The sequence below is a fragment of the Albidovulum marisflavi genome (assembly GCF_025751435.1).
In the GTDB taxonomy this organism is placed as follows: Bacteria; Pseudomonadota; Alphaproteobacteria; order Rhodobacterales; family Rhodobacteraceae; genus Albidovulum; species Albidovulum marisflavi.
In genome coordinates this window covers 351,612-374,994 of the sequence record NZ_JAOWKY010000001.1, presented here as the reverse complement: position 1 = coordinate 374,994, position 23,383 = coordinate 351,612, and the positions used below count along the sequence as shown (strand labels likewise).

21 protein-coding genes are annotated in these 23,383 nt (G+C 64.1%); 13 read left to right on the top strand and 8 right to left on the bottom strand.

Going from position 1 to position 23,383, the window contains the following annotated elements; genetic code table 11:
• The first annotated feature begins 2 nt into the window (after positions 1–2).
• The 6 genes from pip to infB all read left to right on the top strand — a co-directional run bounded on the left by pip (position 3) and on the right by infB (position 6,916).
• Positions 3–971, top strand: a complete 969-nt coding sequence (pip, locus tag OEW28_RS01885) for a prolyl aminopeptidase (RefSeq protein ID WP_263733030.1) — start codon at positions 3–5, stop codon at positions 969–971.
• Complete coding sequence (gene tspO, locus OEW28_RS01880; RefSeq protein WP_263733029.1) at positions 968–1,432, top strand: tryptophan-rich sensory protein TspO; 465 nt, start codon at positions 968–970, stop codon at positions 1,430–1,432. The genes pip and tspO overlap by 4 nt, the downstream gene beginning before the upstream one ends.
• Positions 1,433–1,557: 125 nt before the next feature.
• Positions 1,558–2,127: a ribosome maturation factor RimP gene (gene rimP, locus OEW28_RS01875; RefSeq protein ID WP_263733028.1), complete on the top strand. Its 570-nt coding sequence runs from the start codon at positions 1,558–1,560 to the stop codon at positions 2,125–2,127.
• A gap of 1 nt (position 2,128) precedes the next feature.
• The gene (gene nusA / locus OEW28_RS01870; protein WP_263733027.1) at positions 2,129–3,739 is read left to right on the top strand and encodes a transcription termination factor NusA; all 1,611 of its coding nucleotides are present in this window, start codon (positions 2,129–2,131) and stop codon (positions 3,737–3,739) included.
• A 16-nt stretch (positions 3,740–3,755) separates the two neighbouring features.
• Positions 3,756–4,385, top strand: a complete 630-nt coding sequence (locus tag OEW28_RS01865) for an RNA-binding protein (RefSeq protein ID WP_263733026.1) — start codon at positions 3,756–3,758, stop codon at positions 4,383–4,385.
• Complete coding sequence (gene infB / locus OEW28_RS01860) at positions 4,382–6,916, top strand: translation initiation factor IF-2 (protein ID WP_263733025.1); 2,535 nt, start codon at positions 4,382–4,384, stop codon at positions 6,914–6,916. Before OEW28_RS01865 ends, infB begins: the two co-directional genes overlap by 4 nt.
• Positions 6,917–6,940: 24 nt before the next feature.
• Here infB and OEW28_RS01855 read toward each other — a convergent pair whose 3' ends face one another.
• The 4 genes from OEW28_RS01855 to OEW28_RS01840 form a co-directional block, all read right to left on the bottom strand.
• A complete protein-coding gene (locus OEW28_RS01855) occupies positions 6,941–7,078 on the bottom strand; it encodes a hypothetical protein (RefSeq protein ID WP_263733024.1) in 138 nt (45 codons plus the stop codon).
• 132 nt (positions 7,079–7,210) lie between these two features.
• The gene (locus OEW28_RS01850; RefSeq protein ID WP_263733023.1) at positions 7,211–7,612 is read right to left on the bottom strand and encodes a (deoxy)nucleoside triphosphate pyrophosphohydrolase; all 402 of its coding nucleotides are present in this window, start codon (positions 7,610–7,612) and stop codon (positions 7,211–7,213) included.
• The gene (gene argJ / locus OEW28_RS01845) at positions 7,609–8,970 is read right to left on the bottom strand and encodes a bifunctional glutamate N-acetyltransferase/amino-acid acetyltransferase ArgJ (protein WP_263733022.1); all 1,362 of its coding nucleotides are present in this window, start codon (positions 8,968–8,970) and stop codon (positions 7,609–7,611) included. The genes OEW28_RS01850 and argJ overlap by 4 nt, the downstream gene beginning before the upstream one ends.
• 20 nt (positions 8,971–8,990) lie before the next feature.
• Positions 8,991–9,833, bottom strand: coding sequence for a peptidylprolyl isomerase (locus OEW28_RS01840; protein WP_263733021.1), 843 nt, complete (start codon positions 9,831–9,833; stop codon positions 8,991–8,993).
• Positions 9,834–10,017: 184 nt separating this feature from the next.
• On the opposite strand from OEW28_RS01840, the gene secA reads away from it, so the two are divergent.
• Positions 10,018–12,732, top strand: coding sequence for a preprotein translocase subunit SecA (secA, locus tag OEW28_RS01835; RefSeq protein WP_263733020.1), 2,715 nt, complete (start codon positions 10,018–10,020; stop codon positions 12,730–12,732).
• Between the two features lie 67 nt (positions 12,733–12,799).
• Entirely contained in the window at positions 12,800–13,807 is a 1,008-nt protein-coding gene (locus OEW28_RS01830) for a hypothetical protein (RefSeq protein WP_263733019.1), read from the top strand.
• Here the strand turns inward: OEW28_RS01830 and radC are convergent, their stop codons facing one another.
• The 3 genes from radC to dnaK form a co-directional block, all read right to left on the bottom strand.
• On the bottom strand, positions 13,808–14,566 hold the full coding sequence (gene radC / locus OEW28_RS01825) for a RadC family protein (protein ID WP_263733018.1): 759 nt from the start codon (positions 14,564–14,566) through the stop codon (positions 13,808–13,810). It abuts the gene before it with no gap.
• 57 nt (positions 14,567–14,623) lie between these two features.
• Complete coding sequence (dnaJ, locus tag OEW28_RS01820) at positions 14,624–15,769, bottom strand: molecular chaperone DnaJ (RefSeq protein ID WP_263733017.1); 1,146 nt, start codon at positions 15,767–15,769, stop codon at positions 14,624–14,626.
• A gap of 69 nt (positions 15,770–15,838) precedes the next feature.
• Positions 15,839–17,752 carry a molecular chaperone DnaK gene (gene dnaK / locus OEW28_RS01815; protein WP_263733016.1) on the bottom strand — a complete coding sequence of 638 codons (1,914 nt, stop codon included), beginning with the start codon at positions 17,750–17,752 and terminating at the stop codon, positions 15,839–15,841.
• 224 nt (positions 17,753–17,976) lie between these two features.
• On the opposite strand from dnaK, the gene OEW28_RS01810 reads away from it, so the two are divergent.
• Positions 17,977–18,567, top strand: coding sequence for an alpha-ketoglutarate-dependent dioxygenase AlkB family protein (locus OEW28_RS01810; protein WP_263734350.1), 591 nt, complete (start codon positions 17,977–17,979; stop codon positions 18,565–18,567).
• Between the two features lie 2 nt (positions 18,568–18,569).
• On the opposite strand, the gene OEW28_RS01805 is transcribed toward OEW28_RS01810, so the two are convergent.
• Complete coding sequence (locus OEW28_RS01805) at positions 18,570–19,331, bottom strand: ABC transporter permease (protein WP_263733015.1); 762 nt, start codon at positions 19,329–19,331, stop codon at positions 18,570–18,572.
• 191 nt (positions 19,332–19,522) lie between these two features.
• Between OEW28_RS01805 and cysQ the strand changes: the two genes are divergently transcribed.
• The 4 genes from cysQ (at position 19,523) to galU (ending at position 23,381) form a co-directional block, all read left to right on the top strand.
• A complete protein-coding gene (cysQ, locus tag OEW28_RS01800) occupies positions 19,523–20,305 on the top strand; it encodes a 3'(2'),5'-bisphosphate nucleotidase CysQ (RefSeq protein ID WP_412174770.1) in 783 nt (260 codons plus the stop codon).
• Positions 20,302–21,102: a 3-deoxy-manno-octulosonate cytidylyltransferase gene (locus OEW28_RS01795; protein ID WP_263733013.1), complete on the top strand. Its 801-nt coding sequence runs from the start codon at positions 20,302–20,304 to the stop codon at positions 21,100–21,102. Before cysQ ends, OEW28_RS01795 begins: the two co-directional genes overlap by 4 nt.
• Positions 21,099–22,292: a glycosyltransferase family 2 protein gene (locus tag OEW28_RS01790; protein WP_263733012.1), complete on the top strand. Its 1,194-nt coding sequence runs from the start codon at positions 21,099–21,101 to the stop codon at positions 22,290–22,292. The genes OEW28_RS01795 and OEW28_RS01790 overlap by 4 nt, the downstream gene beginning before the upstream one ends.
• 195 nt (positions 22,293–22,487) lie before the next feature.
• A complete protein-coding gene (gene galU / locus OEW28_RS01785; protein WP_263733011.1) occupies positions 22,488–23,381 on the top strand; it encodes a UTP--glucose-1-phosphate uridylyltransferase GalU in 894 nt (297 codons plus the stop codon).
• The last annotated feature ends 2 nt before the right edge of the window (positions 23,382–23,383 follow it).

Below are 23,383 nucleotides of genomic sequence, written 5' to 3'. Positions count from 1 at the left end.
TCATGGACCGGTCCGCAGGGCAAAAGCGCACAGGCGCCCATCTTTATTCGCAGGTCGAACCCTTCGACCGGCGATTTCTTGACGTCGGCGACGGTCACCGGGTCTATCTTGAACAATGCGGCGCGCCGGACGGCCTGCCCGTCCTGGTGCTTCACGGCGGGCCGGGCGGCGGGTCTTCGCCCGCGATGCGCCGGTTCTTCGACCCCTCGGTCTATCGTGTCGTTCTGTTCGACCAGCGCGGCTGTGGCCGGTCCGAGCCGCACGCCTCGGTCGAGGCGAACACGACCTGGCATCTTGTCGCCGATATCGAGCGGATTCGTCAGACTCTGGGCATCGACCGCTGGATCGTTTTCGGCGGAAGCTGGGGTGCGACCCTTGGGCTGATCTACGCCCAGGCCCACCCCGACCGCGTCCTTCACCTTGTGCTGCGCGGCGTCTTCCTGATGACCCAGGCCGAGCTTGCCTGGTTCTACGGCGGCGGCGCTGGCGCGTTCTGGCCGGACCTGTGGCAACGCTTCGCGGGCGTCATCCCGCATGACGAACAGGATGACCTTATCGGCGCCTATCACAAGCGGCTGTTCTCGGGGAACTACGCCGAAGAGGCGCGGTTTGCCCGCGCCTGGACGGGCTGGGAAAACGCGCTGGCAAGCATCGGCAGCGACGGATGTTCGGGCGATGCGCCGGCCGACTATGCGCGCGCCTTCGCCCGGCTGGAAAACCATTACTTCGTGAATCAGGGGTTCCTGGACACCGACGGGCAGATCTTGCGGGACCTTCCGAAGATACGTGACGTTCCCGGCACCATCGTTCAGGGACGCTACGACATGATCTGTCCCCCCGTGACGGCCTGGTCCCTGGCGCAGGCGTGGCGGAGGGCCGAATTGCGGATGATCCCGGTCGCGGGCCACGCGCTGTCCGAGCCGGGGATCAGCGCAGAGCTTGTCCACGTAATGAACGGATTGCGGCAATGAGCGAAGCCTGGATATTTGGCGTGTTCCTGCTGGCAAGCGGCGCGGCCGCGGCGACCGGCGTGATCTTCAAGCCCGGCGCATGGTACGAAAGCCTGAAGAAGCCGTCGTGGACGCCGGCCAAATGGGTCTTTCCGGTGGTGTGGACTTCGCTCTACCTGCTGATGGCCTGGGCGGCCGCGCGCGTGGCGGTTCTACCCGAAAATGGTCTGGCGATGGCGCTTTTCGCGGCCCAGATCGCGCTGAACACGCTGTGGACGCCGGTCTTTTTCGGCGGGCATCGGATCGGCCTGGGCCTAGCCGTCCTGGTGTGCCTTCTTGTCATCGTGATCTGGGCGGCCTGGGTCTTCCTTTCGCTGGACCTGATCGCGGGCTTTGCCATGGCCCCCTATGTACTCTGGCTGTGCCTTGCCACCGCGCTGAATTACTGGATCTGGCGGAACAACTCCTCCGCCGTTTCATAAGACTTGCAGACTCCGCGCCTTTGGCCTATATGGCGTTCAACAGCGGCGCTCGCGGGGTCCAAACTCACGAGCCCACCGGGAAATACCGACGGGCCGCAGGGCCCGTTTTTTGTTGCTTGGAACCTATGACCGAACTGATCGCGAAAACCGCCATCGACCGGCGCCTTGCCGAGATCGTGACCCCGACCATCGAAGGCCTGGGGTTCGAGCTTGTGCGCATCCGGCTGATGGGCGGAAATACCAAGACCTTGCAGATCATGGCAGACCGTCCCGATGGCGGCATCGACGTGGATGATTGCGGGCGCATTTCCGTGGCGGTTTCGGCGGTCCTCGACGTCGAGGATCCCATCGAGGACGCCTATCACCTGGAGGTGTCCTCTCCGGGAATCGACCGCCCCCTGACGCGGCTCAAGGATTTCGACGCCTGGAAGGGCTATGAGGCGAAGCTAGAGACGTCCGAGCTGATCGACGGACGCAAGCGCTTCAAGGGCCAGATCGCTGGAACCGAGGGCGACGAGGTGCTGATCGAGATCGAAGAAGGCACCATCGGGCTGAAGTTCGACTGGCTATCAGACGCCAAGCTTGTCCTGACCGACGAGCTGATCACAGAAATGCTGCGGCAGAAAAAGGCGCAACCCGCGCTGGACGAAACGCAGTTCGACGACATCGAAGAAGATACTTCCGAGGAGGAGTGACATGGCGATTACCTCTGCCAACCAGCTCGAGCTTCTGCAAACGGCCGAGGCGGTCGCGCGGGAAAAGATGATCGACCCGGATCTCGTGATCCAGGCGATGGAAGAAAGCCTCGCCCGTGCGGCGAAGTCCCGCTACGGCTCGGAGATGGACATCCGCGTGAAGATCGACCGCAAGACGGGTCGGGCCGCCTTCACGCGTGTGCGCACTGTCGTCGAGGATGACGCCGTCGAAAACTACCAGGCGCAGCTGACCCTCCAGCAGGCCAAGCAGTACAAGTCCGATCCGCAGATCGGCGACGAGATCGTGGACGAGGTTCCGCCGGTCGACCTGGGCCGCATCGCCGCGCAATCGGCCAAGCAGGTCATCCTGCAGAAGGTTCGCGAGGCAGAGCGCGACCGCCAGTTCGAGGAATTCAAGGACCGCAAGGGCACGATCATCAACGGCGTGGTCAAGCGCGAGGAATACGGCAACATCATCGTCGACATCGGCCGTGGCGAGGCAATCCTGCGCCGCAACGAAAAGATCGGCCGCGAAAGCTATCGCCCGAACGACCGTATCCGCGCCTACATCAAGGACGTCCGCCGCGAGGCGCGCGGCCCGCAGGTCTTCCTGTCGCGGACCGATCCGCAGTTCATGGCGGAGCTGTTCAAGATGGAAGTGCCGGAGATCTACGACGGCATCATCGAGATCAAGGCCGTGGCCCGCGATCCCGGTTCGCGCGCCAAGATCGGCGTCATCAGCTATGACAACTCGATCGACCCGGTCGGCGCCTGCGTCGGCATGCGCGGCTCGCGCGTGCAGGCCGTGGTGAACGAGCTGCAGGGCGAGAAGATCGACATCATTCCGTGGAACCAGGATCAGGCGACCTTCCTCGTGAACGCGCTGCAGCCTGCTGAGGTGTCGAAGGTCGTGATCGACGAAGAGGGCGGCAAGATCGAGGTCGTCGTCCCTGATGAACAGCTTTCGCTGGCCATCGGCCGCCGCGGCCAGAACGTGCGCCTTGCCTCCCAGCTGACGGGCCTGGATATCGACATCCTGACCGAGGCCGAGGAAAGCGAACGCCGCCAGGCCGAGTTCGCGGAACGCACCAAGCTGTTCATGGAAGCGCTGGACCTGGACGAATTCTTCGCCCAGCTTCTGGTCGCCGAAGGCTTCACGAGCCTTGAGGAAGTCGCCTATGTCGATCTTGACGAACTGCTCTCGATCGAAGGCGTGGACGAGGGCACGGCCGATGAACTTCAGGCCCGCGCCCGCGATTTCATAGAGGAACAGAACCGCAAGGCGCTGGAAGCCGCGCGCGCCATGGGCGTCGAGGACAGCCTGATCGCCTTCGAAGGCCTGACGCCGCAGATGGTCGAGGCTTTGGCCAAGGACGGCATCAAGACGTTGGAAGACTTCGCCACCTGCGCGGACTGGGAACTTGCCGGTGGCTGGACCACCGTGAACGGCGAGCGCGTCAAGGACGAGGGCATTCTCGAGAAGTTCGACGTGAGCCTCGAGGAAGCGCAGCATCTGGTGATGACCGCGCGCATCATGCTTGGCTGGGTCGACCCCACCGAGCTTGAGGCGGAAGGAACCGAAGACGAGAACGAAGAGGAGGCCGAGGCCTGAGCCTCGGAGTGCAAGGATGACCCGCGGAGGGCGCGAGATGACAAGGGATGAACCGGAGCGGCGCTGCATCGTCACGGGTGACGTGCAGCCCAAGGCCGGGCTCGTGCGCTTCGTCATCTCGCCCGAGGGGCAGGTTCTGCCCGACCTCGCCGGAAAGCTGCCCGGCCGTGGGATCTGGGTCACGGCCGATCGCGACGTGATCGCCAAGGCCGCCGCGAAAGGGCTGTTTTCCCGCGCCGCGCGCGCCCAGGTCACCGTTTCGACCGACCTTGCCGATATGGTCGAGGACGGGTTGGCCAAGCGCGTGGTCGAGCTGGTCTCGCTGGCGCGCAAGGCCGGCCTTGCGGTCGCGGGGTTCGAGAAGGTCAAGGGCTGGCTGGCCGAAGGACGGGCGAAAGTCCTGCTTCAGGCCTCGGACGGATCGGACCGCGGCAAGGGCAAGCTGTGGACGCCGCCGGGTGGCCGGTGGTTCGGATGTCTGACCTCATCCGAGCTCGGGCTGGCATTCGGTCGGGATTATGTGATACACGGCGCGCTTGCGTCTGGCGGACTCAGCATCCGTGTTGTAGAGGAAGCCGCAAAGCTTAATGGCTTGCGGAAAAATGACGGCGGAGATTCCGCCGGGAAGGAAACGAAGTCGGCATGAGCGATTCAGACGGTAAAAAACCTCTTGGTCTCGGTGGCGGTCGTCCCGGTCAGGTGAAGCAGAGCTTCAGCCATGGCCGAACGAAAAGCGTCGTGGTCGAGACGAAGCGCAAGCGCGTCGTCGTGCCGAAGCCCGGAGCCGCGCCCGCGACGCCTGGCAAGCCTTCACTTGGCGCGGGTGATCCTTCGCGCCGTCCAGCCGGGATCTCCGACGCCGAGATGGAGCGCCGCCTGAAGGCGCTTCAGGCCGCCAAGGCACGCGAGGCCGAAGAGGCCGAAGCCCGTGCCGCGGAAGAGCGCGCACGCGAGGAAGAGCGTGAGCGCCGCCGCGCCGAAGCCGAGGCCAAGGAGCGCGAAGAGCGCGAACGCGAAGAGGCCTTGCGCCTGAAGGCCGAGGAAGACCAACGCCGCGCCCGCGAAGCCGAGGCCCGTGCAGCCCGCAAGGAAGAGGTGCGCAAGCCCGCGCCCGCGAAGCCCGCTCCGGCCGATCCGGCCGCTGCCGAGGCCGCGGCCACGCGCGCGGCGACCAAGGGCGTCGCCGCTGCAGGTCCCCGCAAGACCGACCGCGAACGGGACGACCGTGGCGGTGCACCCGACCGCGACAACCGCAACCGCGGCGGACGCGATGAATCGCGCCGCTCGGGCAAGCTGACCCTGACCGAAGCGCTTTCGGGCGAGGGCGGGCGCCAGCGGTCCCTGGCCGCGATGAAGCGCAAGCAGGAAAAGGCGCGCCAGAAAGCCATGGGCTTCGGCCAGAAGGCCGAGAAGCAAAGCCGCGACGTGCAGCTTCCCGAAACCATCGTGGTTTCCGAACTTGCCAACCGGATGGCAGAGCGGGCCGCCGACGTCGTCAAGGCGCTCATGAAGATGGGCATGATGGTCACGATGAACCAGACCATCGACGCGGACACCGCAGAGCTTGTGATCGAGGAATTTGGCCACCGCGCCGTCCGCGTTTCGGATGCGGACGTCGAGCAGGTCATCGACACGGTCGAGGACAAGGCCGAGGACCTGACCGCGCGGCCGCCGATCGTGACGATCATGGGCCACGTCGACCACGGCAAGACCTCGCTTCTGGACGCGATCCGCAAGACCAACGTGGTTTCGGGTGAAGCCGGCGGCATCACCCAGCACATCGGCGCCTACCAGGTGACCACGCCGAACGGCAGCCTTGTCACCTTCCTCGACACGCCGGGTCACGCGGCCTTCACATCGATGCGCGCCCGCGGTGCGCAGGTGACGGACATCGTGGTGCTGGTCGTCGCGGCGGACGATGCGGTCATGCCGCAGACGATCGAGGCGATCAACCACGCCAAGGCCGCCAAGGTCCCGATGATCGTCGCCATCAACAAGTGCGACAAGCCCACCGCCAACGCGCAGAAGGTCCGCACGGACCTGTTGCAGCACGAGGTCGTGGTCGAAGCGATGTCGGGCGACGTGCAGGATGTCGAAGTTTCCGCGCTGACCGGGAAAGGTCTTCCCGAGCTTCTGGAAGCGATCGCGCTTCAGGCCGAAATCCTTGAGCTTCAGGCGAACCCGGATCGCTCGGCCTCCGGCGCGGTGATCGAAGCCAAGCTGGATGTCGGCCGCGGCCCGGTCGCGACCGTCCTTGTCCAGAACGGCACGCTGCGCCAGGGCGACATCTTCGTCGTGGGCGAGCAGTGGGGCAAGGTCCGCGCGCTGATCAACGACAAGGGCGACCGCGTTCAGGAAGCCGGCCCCTCGGTTCCGGTCGAGGTTCTGGGCCTGAACGGAACGCCCGAGGCCGGCGACGTGCTGAACGTCGTCGAAACCGAAGCCCAGGCGCGCGAGATCGCCGAGTATCGGACGCAGGCCGCCAAGGACAAGCGCGCGGCGGCTGGCGCCGCGACGACGCTGGAACAGCTGATGGCCAAGGCCAAAGCAGACGAAAGCGTCGCCGAACTGCCGATCCTCGTGAAGGCGGACGTGCAGGGTTCGGCCGAAGCGATCATCCAGGCGATGGAAAAGATCGGCAATGACGAGGTTCGCGTGCGCGTCCTGCACTACGGCGTGGGCGCGATCACCGAAAGCGACATCGGTCTTGCCGAAGCCTCCGGTGCGCCGGTCATCGGCTTCAACGTCCGCGCCAACGCGCCTGCGCGCAACGCGGCGAACCAGAAGGGTGTCGAGATCCGCTACTACTCGATCATCTATGACCTGGTCGATGACATCAAGGCGGCGGCGTCGGGCCTTCTCAAGGCCGAGGTTCGCGAGAACTTCATCGGCTACGCGAAGATCCTGGAAGTCTTCAAGGTGTCGGGCATCGGCAAGGTTGCCGGCTGTCTTGTCACCGAAGGCGTGGCGCGCCGTTCGGCCGGCGTGCGCCTGCTGCGCGACAACGTCGTTGTGCACGAAGGAACGCTCAAGACGCTCAAGCGCTTCAAGGATGAGGTCAAGGAAGTCCAGTCGGGTCAGGAATGCGGCATGGCATTCGAGAACTACGACGACATCCGCAAGGACGACGTCATCGAAATCTTCGAGCGCGAAGAGGTCGAGCGCAAGCTCAGCTGATCGAAATGCGAAAGGCCGCCTGACTCAGGCGGCCTTTTTCGTTACGGGATACCCTTCGAACAGCTTGTTGCCGACTCGGATCTGTAGCCTTCCGTCGGACAGAACACGTTCAAGCGTACCCTGCACCTGCACGCAGCTACCGATGACAATGGTCCGCAGCATTGACCCCTCCCCCTGAATGGGTCGCTGTTATCCTTCCCGATTCGTTTCTAATTCTGAACCGGTTGGCGCAATTTGTGGCATAGTTTCCAAGGTTGCGGAAACAAAATGACGCCGGCCGGCGTCAGGGAGTGCTTAAAGCCAATCGCGCAGGATGGGAATCAACGGGATATCGGCCGGCGGCATCGGGTAGTTTCGCAACTCGTTCGCGCGCGCCCAGGCCAGGTTCTGCCCCTCTTTCGCTTGTGGAATGCCTTGCCACTTGCGGCAGGCAAAGAGCGGCATCAGCAGGTGAAAGTCCTCGTAGGCGTGACTGGCGAAGGTCAAGGGGGCAAGGCAGCTTTGCCAGGTGTCGATGCCAAGCTCTTCATGCAACTCGCGGATAAGGGCGGCTTCGGGGCTTTCGCCCGGTTCGACCTTGCCGCCCGGAAATTCCCACAGACCGGCAAGCGACTTGCCCTCGGGCCGCTGGGCCAGCAGCACCCTGCCGTCGACATCGATCAACGCGACGGCCGAAACCAGGATGACGCGCTTCACGACCGGTAGTCGGCGTTGATATCGATGTAGCGATGCGTCAAATCGCAGGTCCAGACGCTTTTCGCGGCCTTGCCAAGGCCCAGATCGACATGGATCACCAATTCCTGGTTCTTCATGTACTCCGAAGCCGCTTCCTCGCTGTAGTCGGGGGCGCGCCACCCCTTTTCCGCCACCAGGAAGTGCCCGAAGCGAATGGCGATCAGGTCGCGGTCGGCGCGCGCGCCGGACTTGCCGATGGCGGCGACGATCCGGCCCCAGTTGGCATCCTGACCCGCGATGGCGGTCTTGACGAGCGGAGAGTTCGCGATGGACATCGCCACCTTGTGGGCATCTGCGGCGTCCGTGGCGCCCGTGACGCGAACCTCGACGAACTTGGTGGCCCCCTCGCCGTCCTTAACGACCTGGTGGGCAAGGTTCATCATCACGTCGCGCAACGCCGACTCGAAGGCCCGGGCGACCTTGCCCCGCATGTCGGTGATCGGCGCCGCGTCGGACATGCCCGTTGCAGCGACGATCAGCGCGTCCGAGGTCGAAGTGTCGCTGTCGACCGTGATCGCGTTGAAGGTGTCGTCCACCTGACGCGAGACCATCTTCTGAAGCGCCTTCGCAGAAATGGAGGCGTCGGTGAAGACATAGACCAACATCGTCGCCATGTCGGGCGCGATCATGCCGGACCCCTTGGCGATCCCCGCGATGTGGATCGTGCCGCCCTCGCCCTCGACTTCCGCCGAAGCGCCCTTGGGGAAGGTGTCGGTCGTCATGATGGCGCGCGCCGCCAGCTCGATCGCGCCGTCATCCAGCGCGGCCGTCAGTTCGGGCAATTTCTCGACGATGCGGTCGTGCGGAAGCGGTTCGCCGATCACGCCGGTCGAGGACGAGAGGACGCGCGACGCGGGAAGCCCCAGGGCCTTGGCGACACCCTCGGTTACGGCATTGACCGAGGTCTGCCCCGCCTTGCCCGTGAAGGCGTTGGCATTGCCCGAGTTGACGACGATTGCCGCGCCATCCTGGCTTTCGGACGCTTTCTGCAGCTTGGCCTGGCAGTCCAGAATGCAGGCGGCACGGGTCGAGGATCGGGTGAAGGCACCGGCCAGCGCGGTGCCGGGCGCCAGGCGGGCCAGCATCACGTCCGTGCGCCCCGCATAGCGAACCCCGGCGGCAATGGCCGCAAATTCGACACCGGCGATGCGCGGGAGCGCCGGGAAACCGTCCTTGGGCGCCAGCGGAGAGACCGGAATCGGCTTCTTGACCACAGGCACCTCGGCCTTGGCGGATTTCTTGACCTTCTTCCTGAGCCTCTGGATCTTTTCCTTCAGCTTCTTCAGATCGGTCTTCAGCTCCGCATCCTTCTTGGCCATGACGGTTCCCTCGCGCTCGCTCAGTTGTCGATAAGTGCGGTGTTCTTCAGGATGGCCGGATCCATCCCCTCGATGTTGCGGGTGATCTCGGCGGCCTCGGTCAGCGCGGTGACCTGGGCTTCCACAGCCTGCTGCTGCAGTTCCCCTGCAAGTTCATCGCGCTTTTCCTCAAGCGTCGGGACGGCGGCCGCGCGGGTTTCCATCAGCTTGATGACGTGCCACCCGAATTGCGTCTGGACAGGTTCGGACAGCGCACCCGGCTCAAGTGCCACGACGGCGTTCTCGAACGGCGCGACCATCATGCCCAGGCCGAACCAGCCCAGATCGCCACCGTTCGGACCCGACGGCCCCGTCGACTTCTCGACGGCAAGCGCCGCAAAATCGGCCCCCGCATCCAGTTCTTCCCGGATCGCCTTGGCCTCCTCCTCGGTCGCGACAAGGATATGGGCCGCATGGTACTCTGTTCCCGGATCGACCTGCCCGTACTTTTCGTCGTAAAGCGCCTGCAGCGCCTCATCAGTCACGGCCGCGTCGGCGATGTCGTTCAGCGCCTCGTTCGCAAGGTAGGCCAGCCGCTGGTTGTCCAGCGTCAGGCTGTCGCGCTTGGACAGCGGCTCGGGCACCTCCTGCGACAGCGCCGTCTGCTGGATCAGCTGTTCCAGGATGCCGTCAAACAACGTCTTGTCGTCCATGGAGAGGTACTGCGCCGGAAGCGCATCGCGCAGCGCGATCATCTGGCCAAGGGTGATGTCCGTGCCGTTGACGGTGGCCACCACGTCATCGGCGGCCGGCTCGTCTGCCAGGACCGGCCCCGTCAGCGCCAGAGCCAGCGCGGCTGCCCAAAGTTTCGTCTGTTTCGGCATGATCATGACCTCCGCTTATGCGGCGAACCCCTGTGGCGTTGACTATCCCCGGCCGGCCCCTTACATCGCTGAGGGTCCTGCGGGGTCCTCGCCGGCCCGCGTTTGGTTGCACTTCTAGGCAACGCGAGGGATGGCGGCAAGCCGCATTCGCAGGAACCGTCAGTCCTACCCGAGCGGAGAAAAAATGCTGGGCCTCGGAACAATCGCGAAGAAGGTCTTCGGCACGCCGAACGACCGCAAGGTCAAGTCGGTCCGTCAGCTGGTCGCAAGGATCAACGCGCTGGAGTCAGAGTATCAGGCTCTTTCCGACGATGGACTGAAGGACAAGACCCGCGAACTGCAGGAGCGTGTGCAAAAGGGCGAAAGCCTGGATGTCGTGCTGCCCGAGGCGTTCGCCAACTGCCGAGAAGCGGCGCGCCGGGCCTTGGGCCTGCGAGCTTTCGACGTTCAGCTGATGGGCGGCATCTTCCTGCACCAGGGCAATATTTCCGAAATGAAGACCGGTGAGGGCAAGACGCTGGTCGCGACCTTCCCGGCCTATCTGAACGCGCTGACGGGCCGGGGCGTGCACGTTGTCACCGTCAACGACTACCTGGCAAAGCGCGACGCCGAATGGATGAGCAAGGTCTACGCCGCGCTCGGCATGACCACGGGCGTGGTCTACCCGTTCCAGCCCGATCAGGAAAAGCGCGACGCCTACCGCGCCGACATCACCTATGCGACCAACAACGAGCTGGGCTTCGACTATCTTCGCGACAACATGAAGAGCCGGATTGAGGACATGTCTCAGCGCGGTCACTATTTCGCGATCGTCGACGAGGTCGACTCGATCCTGGTCGACGAAGCGCGCACGCCGCTGATCATCTCGGGTCCAAGCCAGGACCGTTCCGAGCTTTACAAGACCCTGGACACCTTCATCCCGAAGCTGACCGAAGAACATTACAAGCTGGACGAAAAGACCCGCAACGCGACCTTCACCGAGGAAGGGAACGAGTTCCTCGAGAACATTCTCTGGGAAGCGGGCGTACTGCCCGAGGGTCAGACGCTTTACGATCCGGAATCCACGACGATCGTTCACCACGCGAACCAGGCGCTGCGCGCCCACAAGCTGTTCCAAAAGGACCAGCACTACATCGTGCGGGATGGCGAAGTGGTGCTGATCGACGAATTCACCGGACGCATGATGAAGGGACGGCGCCTGTCCGACGGTCTTCACCAGGCGATCGAAGCGAAGGAAGGCGTCCAGATCCAGCCCGAGAACGTGACGCTGGCCAGCGTGACCTTCCAGAACTACTTCCGGCTTTACGACAAGCTTGCGGGCATGACCGGCACCGCCGCGACCGAAGCCGAGGAGTTCATGGAGATCTACCGGCTGGGCGTGGTCGAGGTTCCGACCAACCGTCCGGTCCAGAGGATCGACGATCACGATCAGGTCTTCCGCACGGCGCGGGAGAAATACGCCGCCATCGTCGAGCGCATCCGGGAAGCCAACGCCAAGGGCCAGCCGATCCTGGTCGGCACGACCTCGATCGAAAAATCGGAAATGCTGTCGCACATGCTGACCAAGGAGGCCATCAAGCACGAGGTGCTGAACGCCCGGCAGCATGAACGCGAGGCCATGATCGTCGCCGAGGCCGGCAAGCTTGGTGCGGTGACGATCGCGACCAACATGGCGGGCCGCGGCACCGACATCCAGCTGGGCGGCAACGTCGAGATCAAGGTGATGCAGGCGCTCAACGCCGACCCCGAGGCGCATCCCGATGAGGTTCGCGCCCGGATCGAGGCCGAGCACGCGGACGAGAAGCAGAAAGTGCTTGAGGCCGGCGGGCTTTACGTCCTGGCGACGGAACGCCACGAAAGCCGCCGGATCGACAACCAGCTGCGCGGCCGCTCCGGCCGTCAGGGCGACCCCGGCCGATCCTCCTTCTACCTCTCGCTCGAAGACGACCTGATGCGGATCTTCGGGTCCGAGCGGCTTGACAAGGTTCTTTCGACCCTCGGCATGAAAGAGGGTGAAGCCATCATCCACCCTTGGGTCAACAAGTCGCTCGAGCGGGCGCAGGCCAAGGTCGAGGGCCGCAACTTCGACATCCGCAAGCAGTTGCTCAAGTTCGACGACACCATGAACGACCAGCGCAAGGCGATCTTCGGTCAGCGTCTGGAAATCATGCAGGCCGAGGATCTGGAAGACATCGTGCAGGACATGCGCCACCAGGTCATCGACGACCTCGTGGACGAATACCTGCCGCCGAAATCCTATGCCGACCAGTGGGACGTCGAGGGGCTTTCCAAGAGGGTGGCGCAGGGCCTCTCTCTCGATGTTCCCCTGGCCGCCTGGGCGGACGAGGAGGGCGTCGACCAGGAGGTCGTCCGCGAACGTCTTTACGAGGCCAGCGACAAGCTTGCCGCCGACAAGTGCGAGGCTTTTGGCGCGGAAACCATGCGCCAGATCGAAAAGCAGTTCTTGCTTCAGACGATCGACGGGAAGTGGCGCGAGCACCTTGTGACACTGGAACATCTGCGCTCGGTCATCGGGTTCCGCGGCTACGCGCAGCGCGACCCGCTATCGGAATACAAGACCGAGGCCTTTGCACTGTTCGAAAGCCTTCTGAACGGGCTTCGGGTCGAGGTCACCGAAAAGCTGTCGAAGGTTCGTCCCCTGTCCGAGGATGAGCAGGCCGCCATGCTTCAGCAGATGGTCGCTGCGCAGCAGGCACAGCGCGCACCCAAGGAAGCGCCGGCGGAAACGCCCGCCCCGGCCGTGGCCGCCGCCGCACCGCTTGCAGCCGCGGGCTTCGTCGAAGGCGATCCCGCGACCTGGGGCAATCCCAGCCGCAACGATCCCTGCCCTTGCGGATCCGGCGAAAAGTTCAAGCATTGCCACGGCCGCTTGGCGTGAGCTAGAGCGCAGCGCGTCCGCCGTAACATCGCCGGGCTTGGCGCAGACTGCGTGTCGTGCGGCTCCGATGCCGCACGACCGGTCGTCTGGAACCGCATCCGACCACGCTCAGGCGCTATCGGTTCGCCCCAATCGCGCCACGCGCCCGCCCAAATCGCGCAATAGCCTTGCCCTCGCGGTCATGGAGGTCGAGATGCGTCTCAATCGCAACGCTGTCGTGGCGACAACGACGTTGTTGGCGGCATTTGCCATCGGATTCTGGGTTCAGAACGACGCCGCGATGGCCCAACGGGCTGCAGCGGGCGCCGACGTCACTGCAATGCCCGGTCTGGCAAAAACAGGCGGGCCCGACCTTGCGGGGGCCGTGCGATATCCCCCGGATTTTCCCGACGGCCAGGTGACGGCGCTAATCTCCGAAGTGACATTTGCCCACCGCCTGCCCGAAGTCGCCGCATCGGCCCCGGCGGCACCATCCGCTGCGGCGTGGGATTTCAGCGCCTACGGCATTGCCTGTCGTCGGCCCGACCTGACCTTGAGCCCTGCCCCGGATGGTATCCTGCACATCGCGTTCGAAGCGCCCTGCCTGCCGGGCACGCCCGTGGACGTATCCTACGGGGCCGTGGTCTTTCGGCTGGCAACCGACACGCTTGGCCGTGCATCGATCGATGTGCCTGCCCTCGCCTCGCAGACGCGGATCGAGGCCAACTTTGCCGACGGCTCTCGGGTGATCCGCCTGAAGACGGTTCCCGATTTCGACGAGCGTCGCACCACGATCCTCTGGTCGGTCCCCGCGGCATGGCAGAACCAACCACAAGACGTGGCCTTTCGGAAAGTCCTGACCAGCGCGGCGGGCGCGGCGGTGGAACTTGTGTCGCTGGATGCCAGGCGTTCGGGTCATCTGGCTGCCACGGTGACGGCGGATCTGTGCGGGAAACCCCTTTCAGGTACGGTTCTTTCCGGAGCTTCGAGAGACGGTGCGCGGCAGATCACTGTCTCAATGCCGGGCTGCGAACTGTCGGGCACGCAGGTGGTGCTGAACGTGGACCGCCTCGTACGGCCCAGCGTGGTGCGGTGACTAGAGGAAGCCCGACGCGCGAAAGCTTGTCTCGCGCGATTTTCCGATGATCAGATGATCATGCAGCGCGATCCCCATGACCTTCAGGGCGTTCTGGATCTGATTGGTCAACAGGATGTCCTGCTCTGACGGCGTCGGATCGCCGGAAGGGTGGTTGTGAACAAGGATGAGGGCCGAGGCATTCAGCTCCAGCGCCCTCTTCACGACCTCGCGCGGGTAGACCGGAACATGGTCGACAGTGCCGCGGGCCTGTTCCTCGTCCGCGATCAGCACATTCTTGCGATCAAGGAAAAGGATGCGGAACTGTTCGGTTTCGCGGTGCGACATGGCGGTATGGCAGTAGTCCAGAAGGGCGTCCCATGACGACAGCACCGACCGGTTCATCACGCGCGTCCGCGCCAGGCGCTGCGCGCAGGCCTCGACGATCTTCAGTTCGGTGATGACGGCATCGCCCACGCCATCGACCTCCGAAAGACGGTCATGCGACGCTGTCAGGACACGGTTGAAGTCGCCGAACCGGTCGATCAGACGCCGGGCCAGAGGTTTCACGTCCTGTCTTGGAATGGCGCGAAACAGCAGAAGCTCCAACAGTTCGTAATCCGGCATCGCGGCCGCGCCGCCCTGCAGGAAGCGTTCGCGCAATCGTTTTCGGTGGTCGCGGATGTATGTCGGCAACCGTCCTGCCGCGAGCGCGACTTCCGGTGCCTCGTCAGTGTCGAAGAGGGAGGGGGCTTCGTCAAAGGCGCGGGGCGGGTTCATGGCCCACACCCTCGCGCCTCATCGTGAAGGAAAGGTTAACGCGGGAACGTGAGGCGGTCAGCCCTTCATGCCGTCCCAGAAACTGCGCACCTTTGAGAAAAAGCTTGAGCTTTCCGGGTTGTTGTTCTCGGCAAGCTTGTCGAACTCCCGCAGGATCTCTTTCTGGCGCGCGGTCAAGTTGACCGGCGTTTCGACCGCCAACTCGATCAGCATGTCGCCGTTGCCGCCGCCACGCAGCGCGGGCATGCCCTTGTTGCGAAGCCGCATCTGCTTGCCCGTTTGTGCGCCCTCTGGAATGCGGACCCGGCTGCGTCCGCCGTCGATCGTGGGCACCTCGACCTCGCCGCCAAGGGCGGCGGTGGCGATGGAGACCGGGATACGGCAGTAAAGGGTCGTGCCGTCGCGCTGGAACAGCGCGTGTTCGCGCACCTCGATGAAGATGTAGAGGTCGCCCGAAGGTCCGCCGCGCATTCCGGCCTCGCCCTCTCCGGCCAGGCGGATCCGGGTGCCGGTCTCGACACCGGCCGGGATGTTCACCGAAAGCTGGCGTTCCTTTTCCACGCGGCCCGAACCCTGACAGTTGCGGCAGGGATTCTTGACGATCTGGCCGACGCCCGCGCAGGTCGGGCACGTCCGCTCGACGGTGAAGAAGCCCTGCTGGGCGCGCACCTTGCCCATGCCGGAACAGGTCGGACAGGTCTGCGGCTCCGATCCGCCCTCCGCGCCGGTTCCGTTGCAGGTTCCGCAGGCCACCGAGGTCGGGACATTGATGGTTTTCTGAACCCCGGAGTATGCCTCTTCCAGCGTTACGCGAAGGTTGTAGCGCAGGTCCGATCCGCGTTGGGCCCGGCTGCGCGGGCCAGCGCCGCCACGGCCACCCATGAAGTCGCCGAACAAGTCCTCGAAGACATCCGAGAACGCGGTGGAAAAGTCGCCCTGGCGCCCGTGCCCGCCACGCGGCCCGCCGCCCATGCCGCCATCAAAGGCCGCATGGCCGTAGCGATCGTAGGCCGCCTTGCGGGTTTCATCCTTCAAGATGTCGTAGGCCTCGTTCACGTCCTTGAAGTCGGACTCGGCCTGTGGATTGTCCTTGTTCCGGTCGGGATGGAGCTCTTTCGCCTTGGTGCGATAGGCCTTCTTGATTTCATCCGCAGAGGCGCCGCGGCTGACGCCCAAAAGCTCATAGTAGTCGCGCTTCGCCATACTGCATCCCCTTGGGAAAGGCGCAGGCCGGCCTGGACAGATCCAAGCCGGCCCCGATCTAAGGTCGCATTACTTGCGTTTGCGATCTTCGCCCAGATCCTCGAAGTCCGCATCCACGATGTCGTCATCGACGCCGCGGGGGCCTTCTTCATCCGTGGACTTTTCACCTTCGGCCTGTTGCGCCTTGTAGATCGCCTCGCCAAGCTTCATCGCGGCATCGGTCAGGTTGTGGATGCCGCCCTTGATCTTGCCGGCATCTTCCGACTTGAGCGACTCTTCCAGAGCGCCGATCGCAAGCTCGATGGCCTCGACGGTGGAGCCGTCGATCTTGTCGCCATGCTCTTCAAGCGACTTCTTGGTCGAGTGGATCAGACTTTCGGCCTGGTTCTTCGCTTCCACAAGCTCCTTGCGGGACTTGTCGGCCTCGGCGTTCGCCTCGGCGTCCTTGACCATGCGCTCGATCTCGTCGTCGCTGAGACCGCCCGAGGCCTGGATGGTGATCGTCTGCTCCTTGCCAGTGCCCTTGTCCTTGGCCTTGACCGACACGATGCCGTTGGCGTCGATGTCGAAGGTCACCTCGATCTGGGGCATGCCGCGCGGTGCCGGCGGAATGTTTTCAAGGTTGAACTGACCCAGAAGCTTGTTGTCGGCCGCCATCTCGCGCTCGCCCTGGAAGACGCGGATCGTCACGGCGTTCTGGTTGTCTTCGGCCGTCGAGAAGATCTGCGACTTCTTGGTGGGGATCGTGGTGTTGCGGTCGATCAGGCGGGTAAAGACACCCCCCAGCGTCTCGATGCCCAGCGACAGCGGGGTGACGTCCAGAAGAACCACGTCCTTGACGTCGCCCTGCAGAACGCCGGCCTGAATCGCCGCGCCGAGCGCCACGACTTCGTCGGGGTTCACGCCCTTGTGCGGCTCCTTGCCAAAGAAGTTCGTCACTTCCTCGATCACCTTAGGCATGCGGGTCATGCCGCCGACCAGAACCACCTCGTCGATGTCGCCCTTCGAGATGCCGGCATCCTTCAACGCGGCTTCGCAGGGTTTCAGCGACTTCTTGATAAGGTCGCCGACCAGGCTTTCCAGCTTCGCACGGGTCAGCTTCATGACCATGTGCAGCGGCGTGCCCGACTTCATGTCCATCGAGATGAAGGGCTGGTTGATTTCGGTCTGCTGGCTCGAGGACAGCTCGATCTTGGCTTTTTCCGCGGCTTCCTTCAGACGCTGCAGCGCCATCTTGTCCTTGCTCAGGTCGACGCCGTGTTCCTTTTTGAACTCGTCGGCCAGGTAGTTGACGATGCGCATGTCGAAGTCTTCACCGCCGAGGAACGTGTCGCCGTTCGTCGACTTCACCTCGAACAGGCCGTCGTCGATCTCAAGGATGGTGATGTCGAAGGTGCCGCCGCCAAGGTCGTAGACCGCAATCGTCTTCGTTTCCTTCTTGTCGAGACCATAGGCCAGCGCGGCGGCCGTCGGTTCGTTGATGATGCGCAGAACCTCAAGACCCGCGATCTTGCCGGCGTCCTTGGTCGCCTGGCGCTGCGCGTCGTTGAAGTAGGCGGGAACCGTGATGACGGCCTGCGTCACCGTCTCACCCAGGTAGGATTCGGCGGTTTCCTTCATCTTCTGCAGCACGACGGCCGAGATCTGCGCGGGCGAGAACTTTTCGCCGCGCACCTCGACCCAGGCGTCACCGTTGCCGCCGTCCACGATCGAATAGGGGACAAGCTTCTTGTCCTTCTCGACCTCGGCGTCGGTGACGCGGCGGCCGATCAGACGCTTGACCGCGAAAACGGTATTCGTGGGGTTGGTGACGGCCTGCCGCTTGGCAGCCTGGCCGACAAGGCGTTCGCTGTCGGTGTAGCCGACAACCGATGGGGTGGTACGCGCGCCTTCGGAGTTCTCGATCACCCGCGGCTGCGACCCGTCCATGATGGCGACGCAGGAGTTCGTGGTCCCGAGGTCGATCCCAATGACTTTGGCCATGTCTTTACCTTTCCTTCGGCGATATTGAGGGAACAGGACCCGATTGCGGCTTCCCGTCCCCGATCCCAGGTTGCGGCCGCCGGGCATCGCCCGATGGCTTCCCGGCGTATATAAGAAGGGGAAATACGGCCTGCAAGCGCGGAAAAGGCGACAATATGATGGAAGATCACGTCGAAAACCGGCCGATCGCCCCGGATCGCGCCGAACGCCCGGAGCCTTCGGGCATGCCCGGCGCGGCAGAGTACTTCGCCGCGCTTCTGGACGATCGGGAACAGGCCGCGATGGTCGCCGACCTGCGCACGGTCGTCGCCCGCGCCCCGCTCTTCTCGCCCCGGACGCGCTTCGGAAAGCCAATGAGCGTCCGAATGACTTCGACAGGGCGCTACGGCTGGTATTCCGACCAGCGTGGTTACCGCTACGAACGTGCGCACCCGTCGGGTCAGCCATGGCCCCCCATCCCGGAGAGCGTGCTGTCGGTATGGCGTCTGCTGGTCGGCGGCACACGGCAGCCGGATTGCTGCCTGATCAATTTCTACGACGGCGCCGCGCGGATGGGGCTGCACCAGGACAGGGACGAGGCGGATTTTTCCTGGCCGGTCCTGTCGATCTCGCTTGGCGATGATGCCCTTTTCCGCATCGGCGCCACGACGCGCGGCGGGCCGACGGAAAGCCTTCGACTGCGCTCGGGCGACGTGCTGCTTCTGTCGGGCGCGGCCCGCCTTGCCTTCCACGGGATCGACCGGACCTATCCCGGCACGTCATCGCTGCTGCCCAATGGCGGGCGCATCAATCTTACCCTCCGCGTGGTCGATTGACCCTAGCCGTTCCACCAGCCTTCCGAGGTGTGCCGGCGCGAGTAGAATTCGCCCATCAGGCCGATCATGATCGCAGCGAGCGTGATGTAGGCCGGCACAGCCAGTGTCGTCGTCTGGGGTTCGTAGTTGATGAAGGCATAGCCGCGCGCCTGGTCGACGATGTGGAACAGCGGATTCCACTCGAACCAGTGATGCAGGTTGTAGGGCATCGTGTTCGCGATGAACATCTTTCCTGAAAACAGCATGTTGGCGCGCAGGAATACTGTCCTGAGGATACCGGTCGTCTTCGGGGCCCATGGGCTCAGCGCCAGAAAAACCAGCCCCAACGCGCTGCCGGACGCCCAGCTGAACAGGACCATGGCGACAAAGCCCACCGGATCGTCAATGTCCACCGGACCGACCAGGACGTGGTAGAAGAACCCGATGATCACGATCGCCGCCACCTGAAGGTAGAGGGTGCTGACCGCCGACGAGATGATCGAGGCGACCGTGTTCATGGGCGCGTGCGCCATCATCGCAGAACCGGGACCCTCGGCGTTGCTGACGGCGCCCAACGCCTTGTTGAAGGTCATGAAGGTGAAGATCCCCGACAGCAAGAACAGGACGAAGTCACCATGGATGCCGGCGCGCCGCACGCCGAAAAGGGTGGACATCAGGTAGAAGAAGCCCAGCATCAGAATGACCTGGAACATCGACGAAAACAGGGCGGCAGCCGGGTTTTGATGACGCCCCTTGATCTTGCGCACGGTCAGCACATAGGTCACCGACAGCAGGGAAGCTGCCGCTGAAAGGGCTGTCCTTTTTCGTTCGACCCTGAACATGCTGCTCTTTCGCCCGTATTTGCGGGATCTTCCTAGCAGGCAAAACTTGCCGTTCCCTTAGCCTGCGAGCATAAGAGGAGCGGCCCGCCCGATCAACGGCTCTGCGGAAAGGGAATACCTTGGATTTTGACCGAATGACCGATGTGATGCGCCGGCTCGCGCTTGAGGCCGGAGACCGCATCATGGAGATCTACAGCGCACCGGATTTCGAGGTCCGCGCCAAATCGGACTCAAGCCCGGTGACCGCCGCGGACGAGGCCGCCGACGCGCTGATCGCCGAAGGCCTGGCCGAGGCATTCCCTCAGATCCCCTTGGTGACCGAGGAACAGTCTGACACGCACGGCCAGTCCGTCGGGACCTTCCTGATCGTCGATCCGCTGGACGGCACCAAGGAATTCGTTCAGCGCCGCGGCGATTTCACCGTCAACATCGCCTTCGTCCAGGACGGCGTTCCCCTGCGCGGTGTCGTCTACGCGCCGGCGAAGGGACGCCTGTTCTATACGCTCGGTGACGGCCGGGCGGTCGAGGAAAAGGGCCCGTTCGAAAAGGACCAGCCGGGCGAGCAGGTTCCGATCACCGTATCGGTTCCCGACAATCGCGGTCTCATGGTGGTGGCATCGAAGTCGCACCGCGACCAGGCGACGGACGACTACATCGCCCGTTATGCGGTCCGCGACATGACCAGCGCCGGCTCATCCTTGAAATTCTGCCTTGTCGCGACCGGCGAGGCCGATTTCTATCCCCGGCTCGGACGCACGATGGAATGGGACACCGCCGCAGGCGACGCCGTCCTGCGCGGCGCGGGCGGCTGCATGGTCCGTTTCGAGGATCACGCTCCCTTCACCTATGGCAAACCCGGCTTCGAAAATCCGTTCTTCATCGCCTATGCGCCTGGCGTTCTGCTGGTGACACCATGAGCGTGCTTGTCGCGATCCCCGCCCGCTATGCCTCGTCCCGCTATCCGGGCAAGCCACTGGTTCCCCTGCGCGGGGCCGACGGCGTGTCGCGCACGCTGGTGCAGCGCAGCTGGGAGGCGGCTATGGCCGTCAAGGGCGTCGACCGCGTTGTGGTGGCAACCGACGACGACCGCATCCGGGCCGAGGCCGAACGCTTCGGCGCCGAGGTGGTGATGACGTCGTCCGACTGCCGCAACGGCACCGAGCGCTGCGCCGAGGCGCACGCGGTCCTGGGCAGCGGCTTCGACATCGTCGTCAACCTTCAGGGCGATGCACCGCTGACCCCGCACTGGTTCGTCGAGGACCTGGTGGCCGGGCTTCGCGCCGACCCCGCATCCGAAGTCGCTACCCCCGTCCTGCGCTGCGACGGGCGCGCATTGAACGGCTTTCTCGAGGACCGCCGCGCGGGCCGGGTTGGCGGAACCACCGCCGTCTTTGGCCACGACCGACAGGGGCTTTATTTTTCCAAGGAAGTGATCCCCTATACCACCCGCCGTTACGACGACGACGAGCCGACCCCGGTCTTCCACCATGTCGGGGTTTACGCCTACCGTCCGGCGGCGCTGGCGGCCTATCCCGGATGGGAGCCCGGCACGCTTGAAACCCTTGAAGGGCTGGAACAACTGCGCTTCCTGGAACGTGGCCGGCGCATCCTGTGCGTCGAGGTCGAGGCGAAAGGCCGTCAGTTCTGGGAACTGAACAATCCCGAGGACGTTCCGCGCATCGAGGCGATGATGGCCGAGATGGGAATGGCATGACGGGCCCCGCGCCCGTCAGCGTCATCGTCGTCTCCCGCCACCGGCCCGCCGAGCTTGCGCTTTGCCTGGCTGCGATCCGCGGGCAGGATCATCCGAACTTCGAGCTTGTGGTGGTGACCGACCCGGCTTCCGCAGGCTTTGTCACGGTGCCCGGGGCCAAGGTCGTCCTGTTCGACGAGCCCAACATCTCGGCCGCGCGCAACGCAGGGCTCGCACAGTCGGCGGGCACGATCGTTGCCTTCATCGACGACGACTCGGCCGCGGAACCCCGCTGGCTCAGCCGCCTGACCGAACCCTTCGCCGACCCCGAGGTCGCCGCGGCCGGCGGCTTCGTCATCGGACGCAACGGGATATCGTTTCAGTGGCAGGCCTCGATCGCCGACCGGCAGGGACGCGCCACCGCGATCGCGGTCGATCCTGACCGGCCGACGGTCCTGGCGGGCGCCCCGGGCCGGGCGATCCGCACCGAGGGGACGAACTGCGCCTTCCGCCGCAGCGTGCTGGCCCAACTGGGCGGCTTCGATCCGGCCTTCCGCTTCTTCCTGGACGAAACGGACGTCAACATGCGTCTGGCCGAACGGCAGCTCAACACCGCCATCGTGCCGCGCGCCCGTGTGCACCATGCCTTTGCGGCCAGTGCGCGCCGCAGGCAGGACCGCACGCCGACCGACCTGACCGAGATCGGGGCGAGCCAGGCCGTGTTTCTTCGCAAGCATGCGCCTGCCGCCGATCATGCAGCTGCGCTGGACGCCCTGCGGTCAGAGCAAGCCCTGCGGCTTGGCAGGCTTTCCAGGGCGGGCAGGCTGGGCAGCGCCGAAGCGGCGCGCCTGCTGCACTCGCTTGAAAACGGGATCGAGGAAGGGATGACCCGGCAATTCGGCGCCCTTTGCCCCCTTCCCGACGCTCCGCCCGACTTTCACCGCATCCCCCCGATCGGGGGACAGATCGGCTACCTCTGCGGCTGGCCCTGGCAGGCGCGGCACCTTCGGAAAAAGGCTTGCGAAGGGTCCTCGACGGCGGTGGTCGTTCTCTTCAGCCCGACGACGCTTTATCATCGCCTGAGTTTCACCGGGACGCATTGGGAACAGCGGGGCGGCCTGTTCGGCAGATCCGACAGATCGGATCCCATCTTCCGCTTCTGGAGGCGGCGAGAAAGGTTCAACCGAGAGGTGAAAAGGATGGACTTTTGACCTTTCCGGACTTAGGCAGCCCGGAGTGGTTTGAACTTTTAACATCAATCAACAGTAATGGGCGCTTTTACCCAATTATTGCCAAATAAAGGCCAATAACAGGGGTACGACTTGCCCCCATTGTCACAGTCGACTTTACTGAGCGATGTTCAGTCTACCGTCTGTGCAGAGTCGCCGGAACAGCGGGGGAGCATTATGAAGCGCAAGGTCACCAAAGCCATCTTTCCCGTCGCCGGGCTGGGAACGCGCTTTCTGCCCGCAACGAAGTCGATCCCGAAAGAGATCATGACTCTGGTCGACAGGCCACTGATCCAGTACGCCATCGACGAAGCCCGCGCAGCCGGGATCAAGGAGTTCATTTTTGTCACCTCGCGTGGCAAGAGCGCGCTTGAGGACTATTTCGATCACGCCAACGAACTTGAGGCGCACCTGCGCCGGAACGGGCGCGACGACCTGCTTGCCGTCCTGAAGTCTACAAACATGGAATCCGGCGCCATCGCCTATATCCGGCAGCACAAGGCGCTTGGCCTGGGCCACGCGGTCTGGTGCGCCCGCCGTCTGATCGGCAACGAACCTTTCGCCGTCCTGCTGCCAGACGACGTGATCACCGGCGACAAGCCCTGCCTTGAGCAGATGGTCGAGGTCTATGCCGAAACCGGCGGCAATGTCGTCGCAGCGATGGAGGTGCCGCATTCCAGGACCTCTGCCTACGGCATTCTGGACGTGAGGGAAGATCGTGGTTCGCTCGTGTGCGTCAAGGGCATGGTGGAAAAGCCCGCCGTCGATGCGGCGCCATCGAACCTGGCAGTCATCGGTCGCTACATCCTGTCACCGGGAATCCTTCGCAACCTCGACCGGATCAAGGCCGGTTCGGGCGGAGAGATCCAGCTGACCGACGCCATTGCCGAGGAAATCAAGCGGTCCGACAACGTCTATGGCTTCCGTTTCCGCGGCCAGCGTTTCGACTGCGGTTCGAAGGCGGGCTTTCTTCAGGCGACAGTCGCGTTCGCGCTGGCCCGCCCGGACCTGCGGGATGAATTTTCCCAGTTCCTGGCCGAAATGACAGCGGTGCGCCGCGCGGCCGAATAGTC

Bases quoted from the DNA above. Each gene is read 5' to 3' on its own strand.
- pip (WP_263733030.1), top strand. From the start codon at position 3: ATGGACCGGTCCGCAGGGCAAAAGCGCACAGGCGCCCATCTTTATTCG.
- tspO (WP_263733029.1), top strand. From the start codon at position 968: ATGAGCGAAGCCTGGATATTTGGCGTGTTCCTGCTGGCAAGCGGCGCG.
- rimP (WP_263733028.1), top strand. From the start codon at position 1,558: ATGACCGAACTGATCGCGAAAACCGCCATCGACCGGCGCCTTGCCGAG.
- nusA (WP_263733027.1), top strand. From the start codon at position 2,129: ATGGCGATTACCTCTGCCAACCAGCTCGAGCTTCTGCAAACGGCCGAG.
- OEW28_RS01865 (WP_263733026.1), top strand. From the start codon at position 3,756: ATGACCCGCGGAGGGCGCGAGATGACAAGGGATGAACCGGAGCGGCGC.
- infB (WP_263733025.1), top strand. From the start codon at position 4,382: ATGAGCGATTCAGACGGTAAAAAACCTCTTGGTCTCGGTGGCGGTCGT.
- OEW28_RS01855 (WP_263733024.1), bottom strand. From the start codon at position 7,078: ATGCTGCGGACCATTGTCATCGGTAGCTGCGTGCAGGTGCAGGGTACG.
- argJ (WP_263733022.1), bottom strand. From the start codon at position 8,970: ATGGCCAAGAAGGATGCGGAGCTGAAGACCGATCTGAAGAAGCTGAAG.
- OEW28_RS01840 (WP_263733021.1), bottom strand. From the start codon at position 9,833: ATGCCGAAACAGACGAAACTTTGGGCAGCCGCGCTGGCTCTGGCGCTG.
- secA (WP_263733020.1), top strand. From the start codon at position 10,018: ATGCTGGGCCTCGGAACAATCGCGAAGAAGGTCTTCGGCACGCCGAAC.
- OEW28_RS01830 (WP_263733019.1), top strand. From the start codon at position 12,800: ATGCCGCACGACCGGTCGTCTGGAACCGCATCCGACCACGCTCAGGCG.
- radC (WP_263733018.1), bottom strand. From the start codon at position 14,566: ATGAACCCGCCCCGCGCCTTTGACGAAGCCCCCTCCCTCTTCGACACT.
- dnaJ (WP_263733017.1), bottom strand. From the start codon at position 15,769: ATGGCGAAGCGCGACTACTATGAGCTTTTGGGCGTCAGCCGCGGCGCC.
- dnaK (WP_263733016.1), bottom strand. From the start codon at position 17,752: ATGGCCAAAGTCATTGGGATCGACCTCGGGACCACGAACTCCTGCGTC.
- OEW28_RS01810 (WP_263734350.1), top strand. From the start codon at position 17,977: ATGCCCGGCGCGGCAGAGTACTTCGCCGCGCTTCTGGACGATCGGGAA.
- cysQ (WP_412174770.1), top strand. From the start codon at position 19,523: ATGACCGATGTGATGCGCCGGCTCGCGCTTGAGGCCGGAGACCGCATC.
- OEW28_RS01795 (WP_263733013.1), top strand. From the start codon at position 20,302: ATGAGCGTGCTTGTCGCGATCCCCGCCCGCTATGCCTCGTCCCGCTAT.
- OEW28_RS01790 (WP_263733012.1), top strand. From the start codon at position 21,099: ATGACGGGCCCCGCGCCCGTCAGCGTCATCGTCGTCTCCCGCCACCGG.
- galU (WP_263733011.1), top strand. From the start codon at position 22,488: ATGAAGCGCAAGGTCACCAAAGCCATCTTTCCCGTCGCCGGGCTGGGA.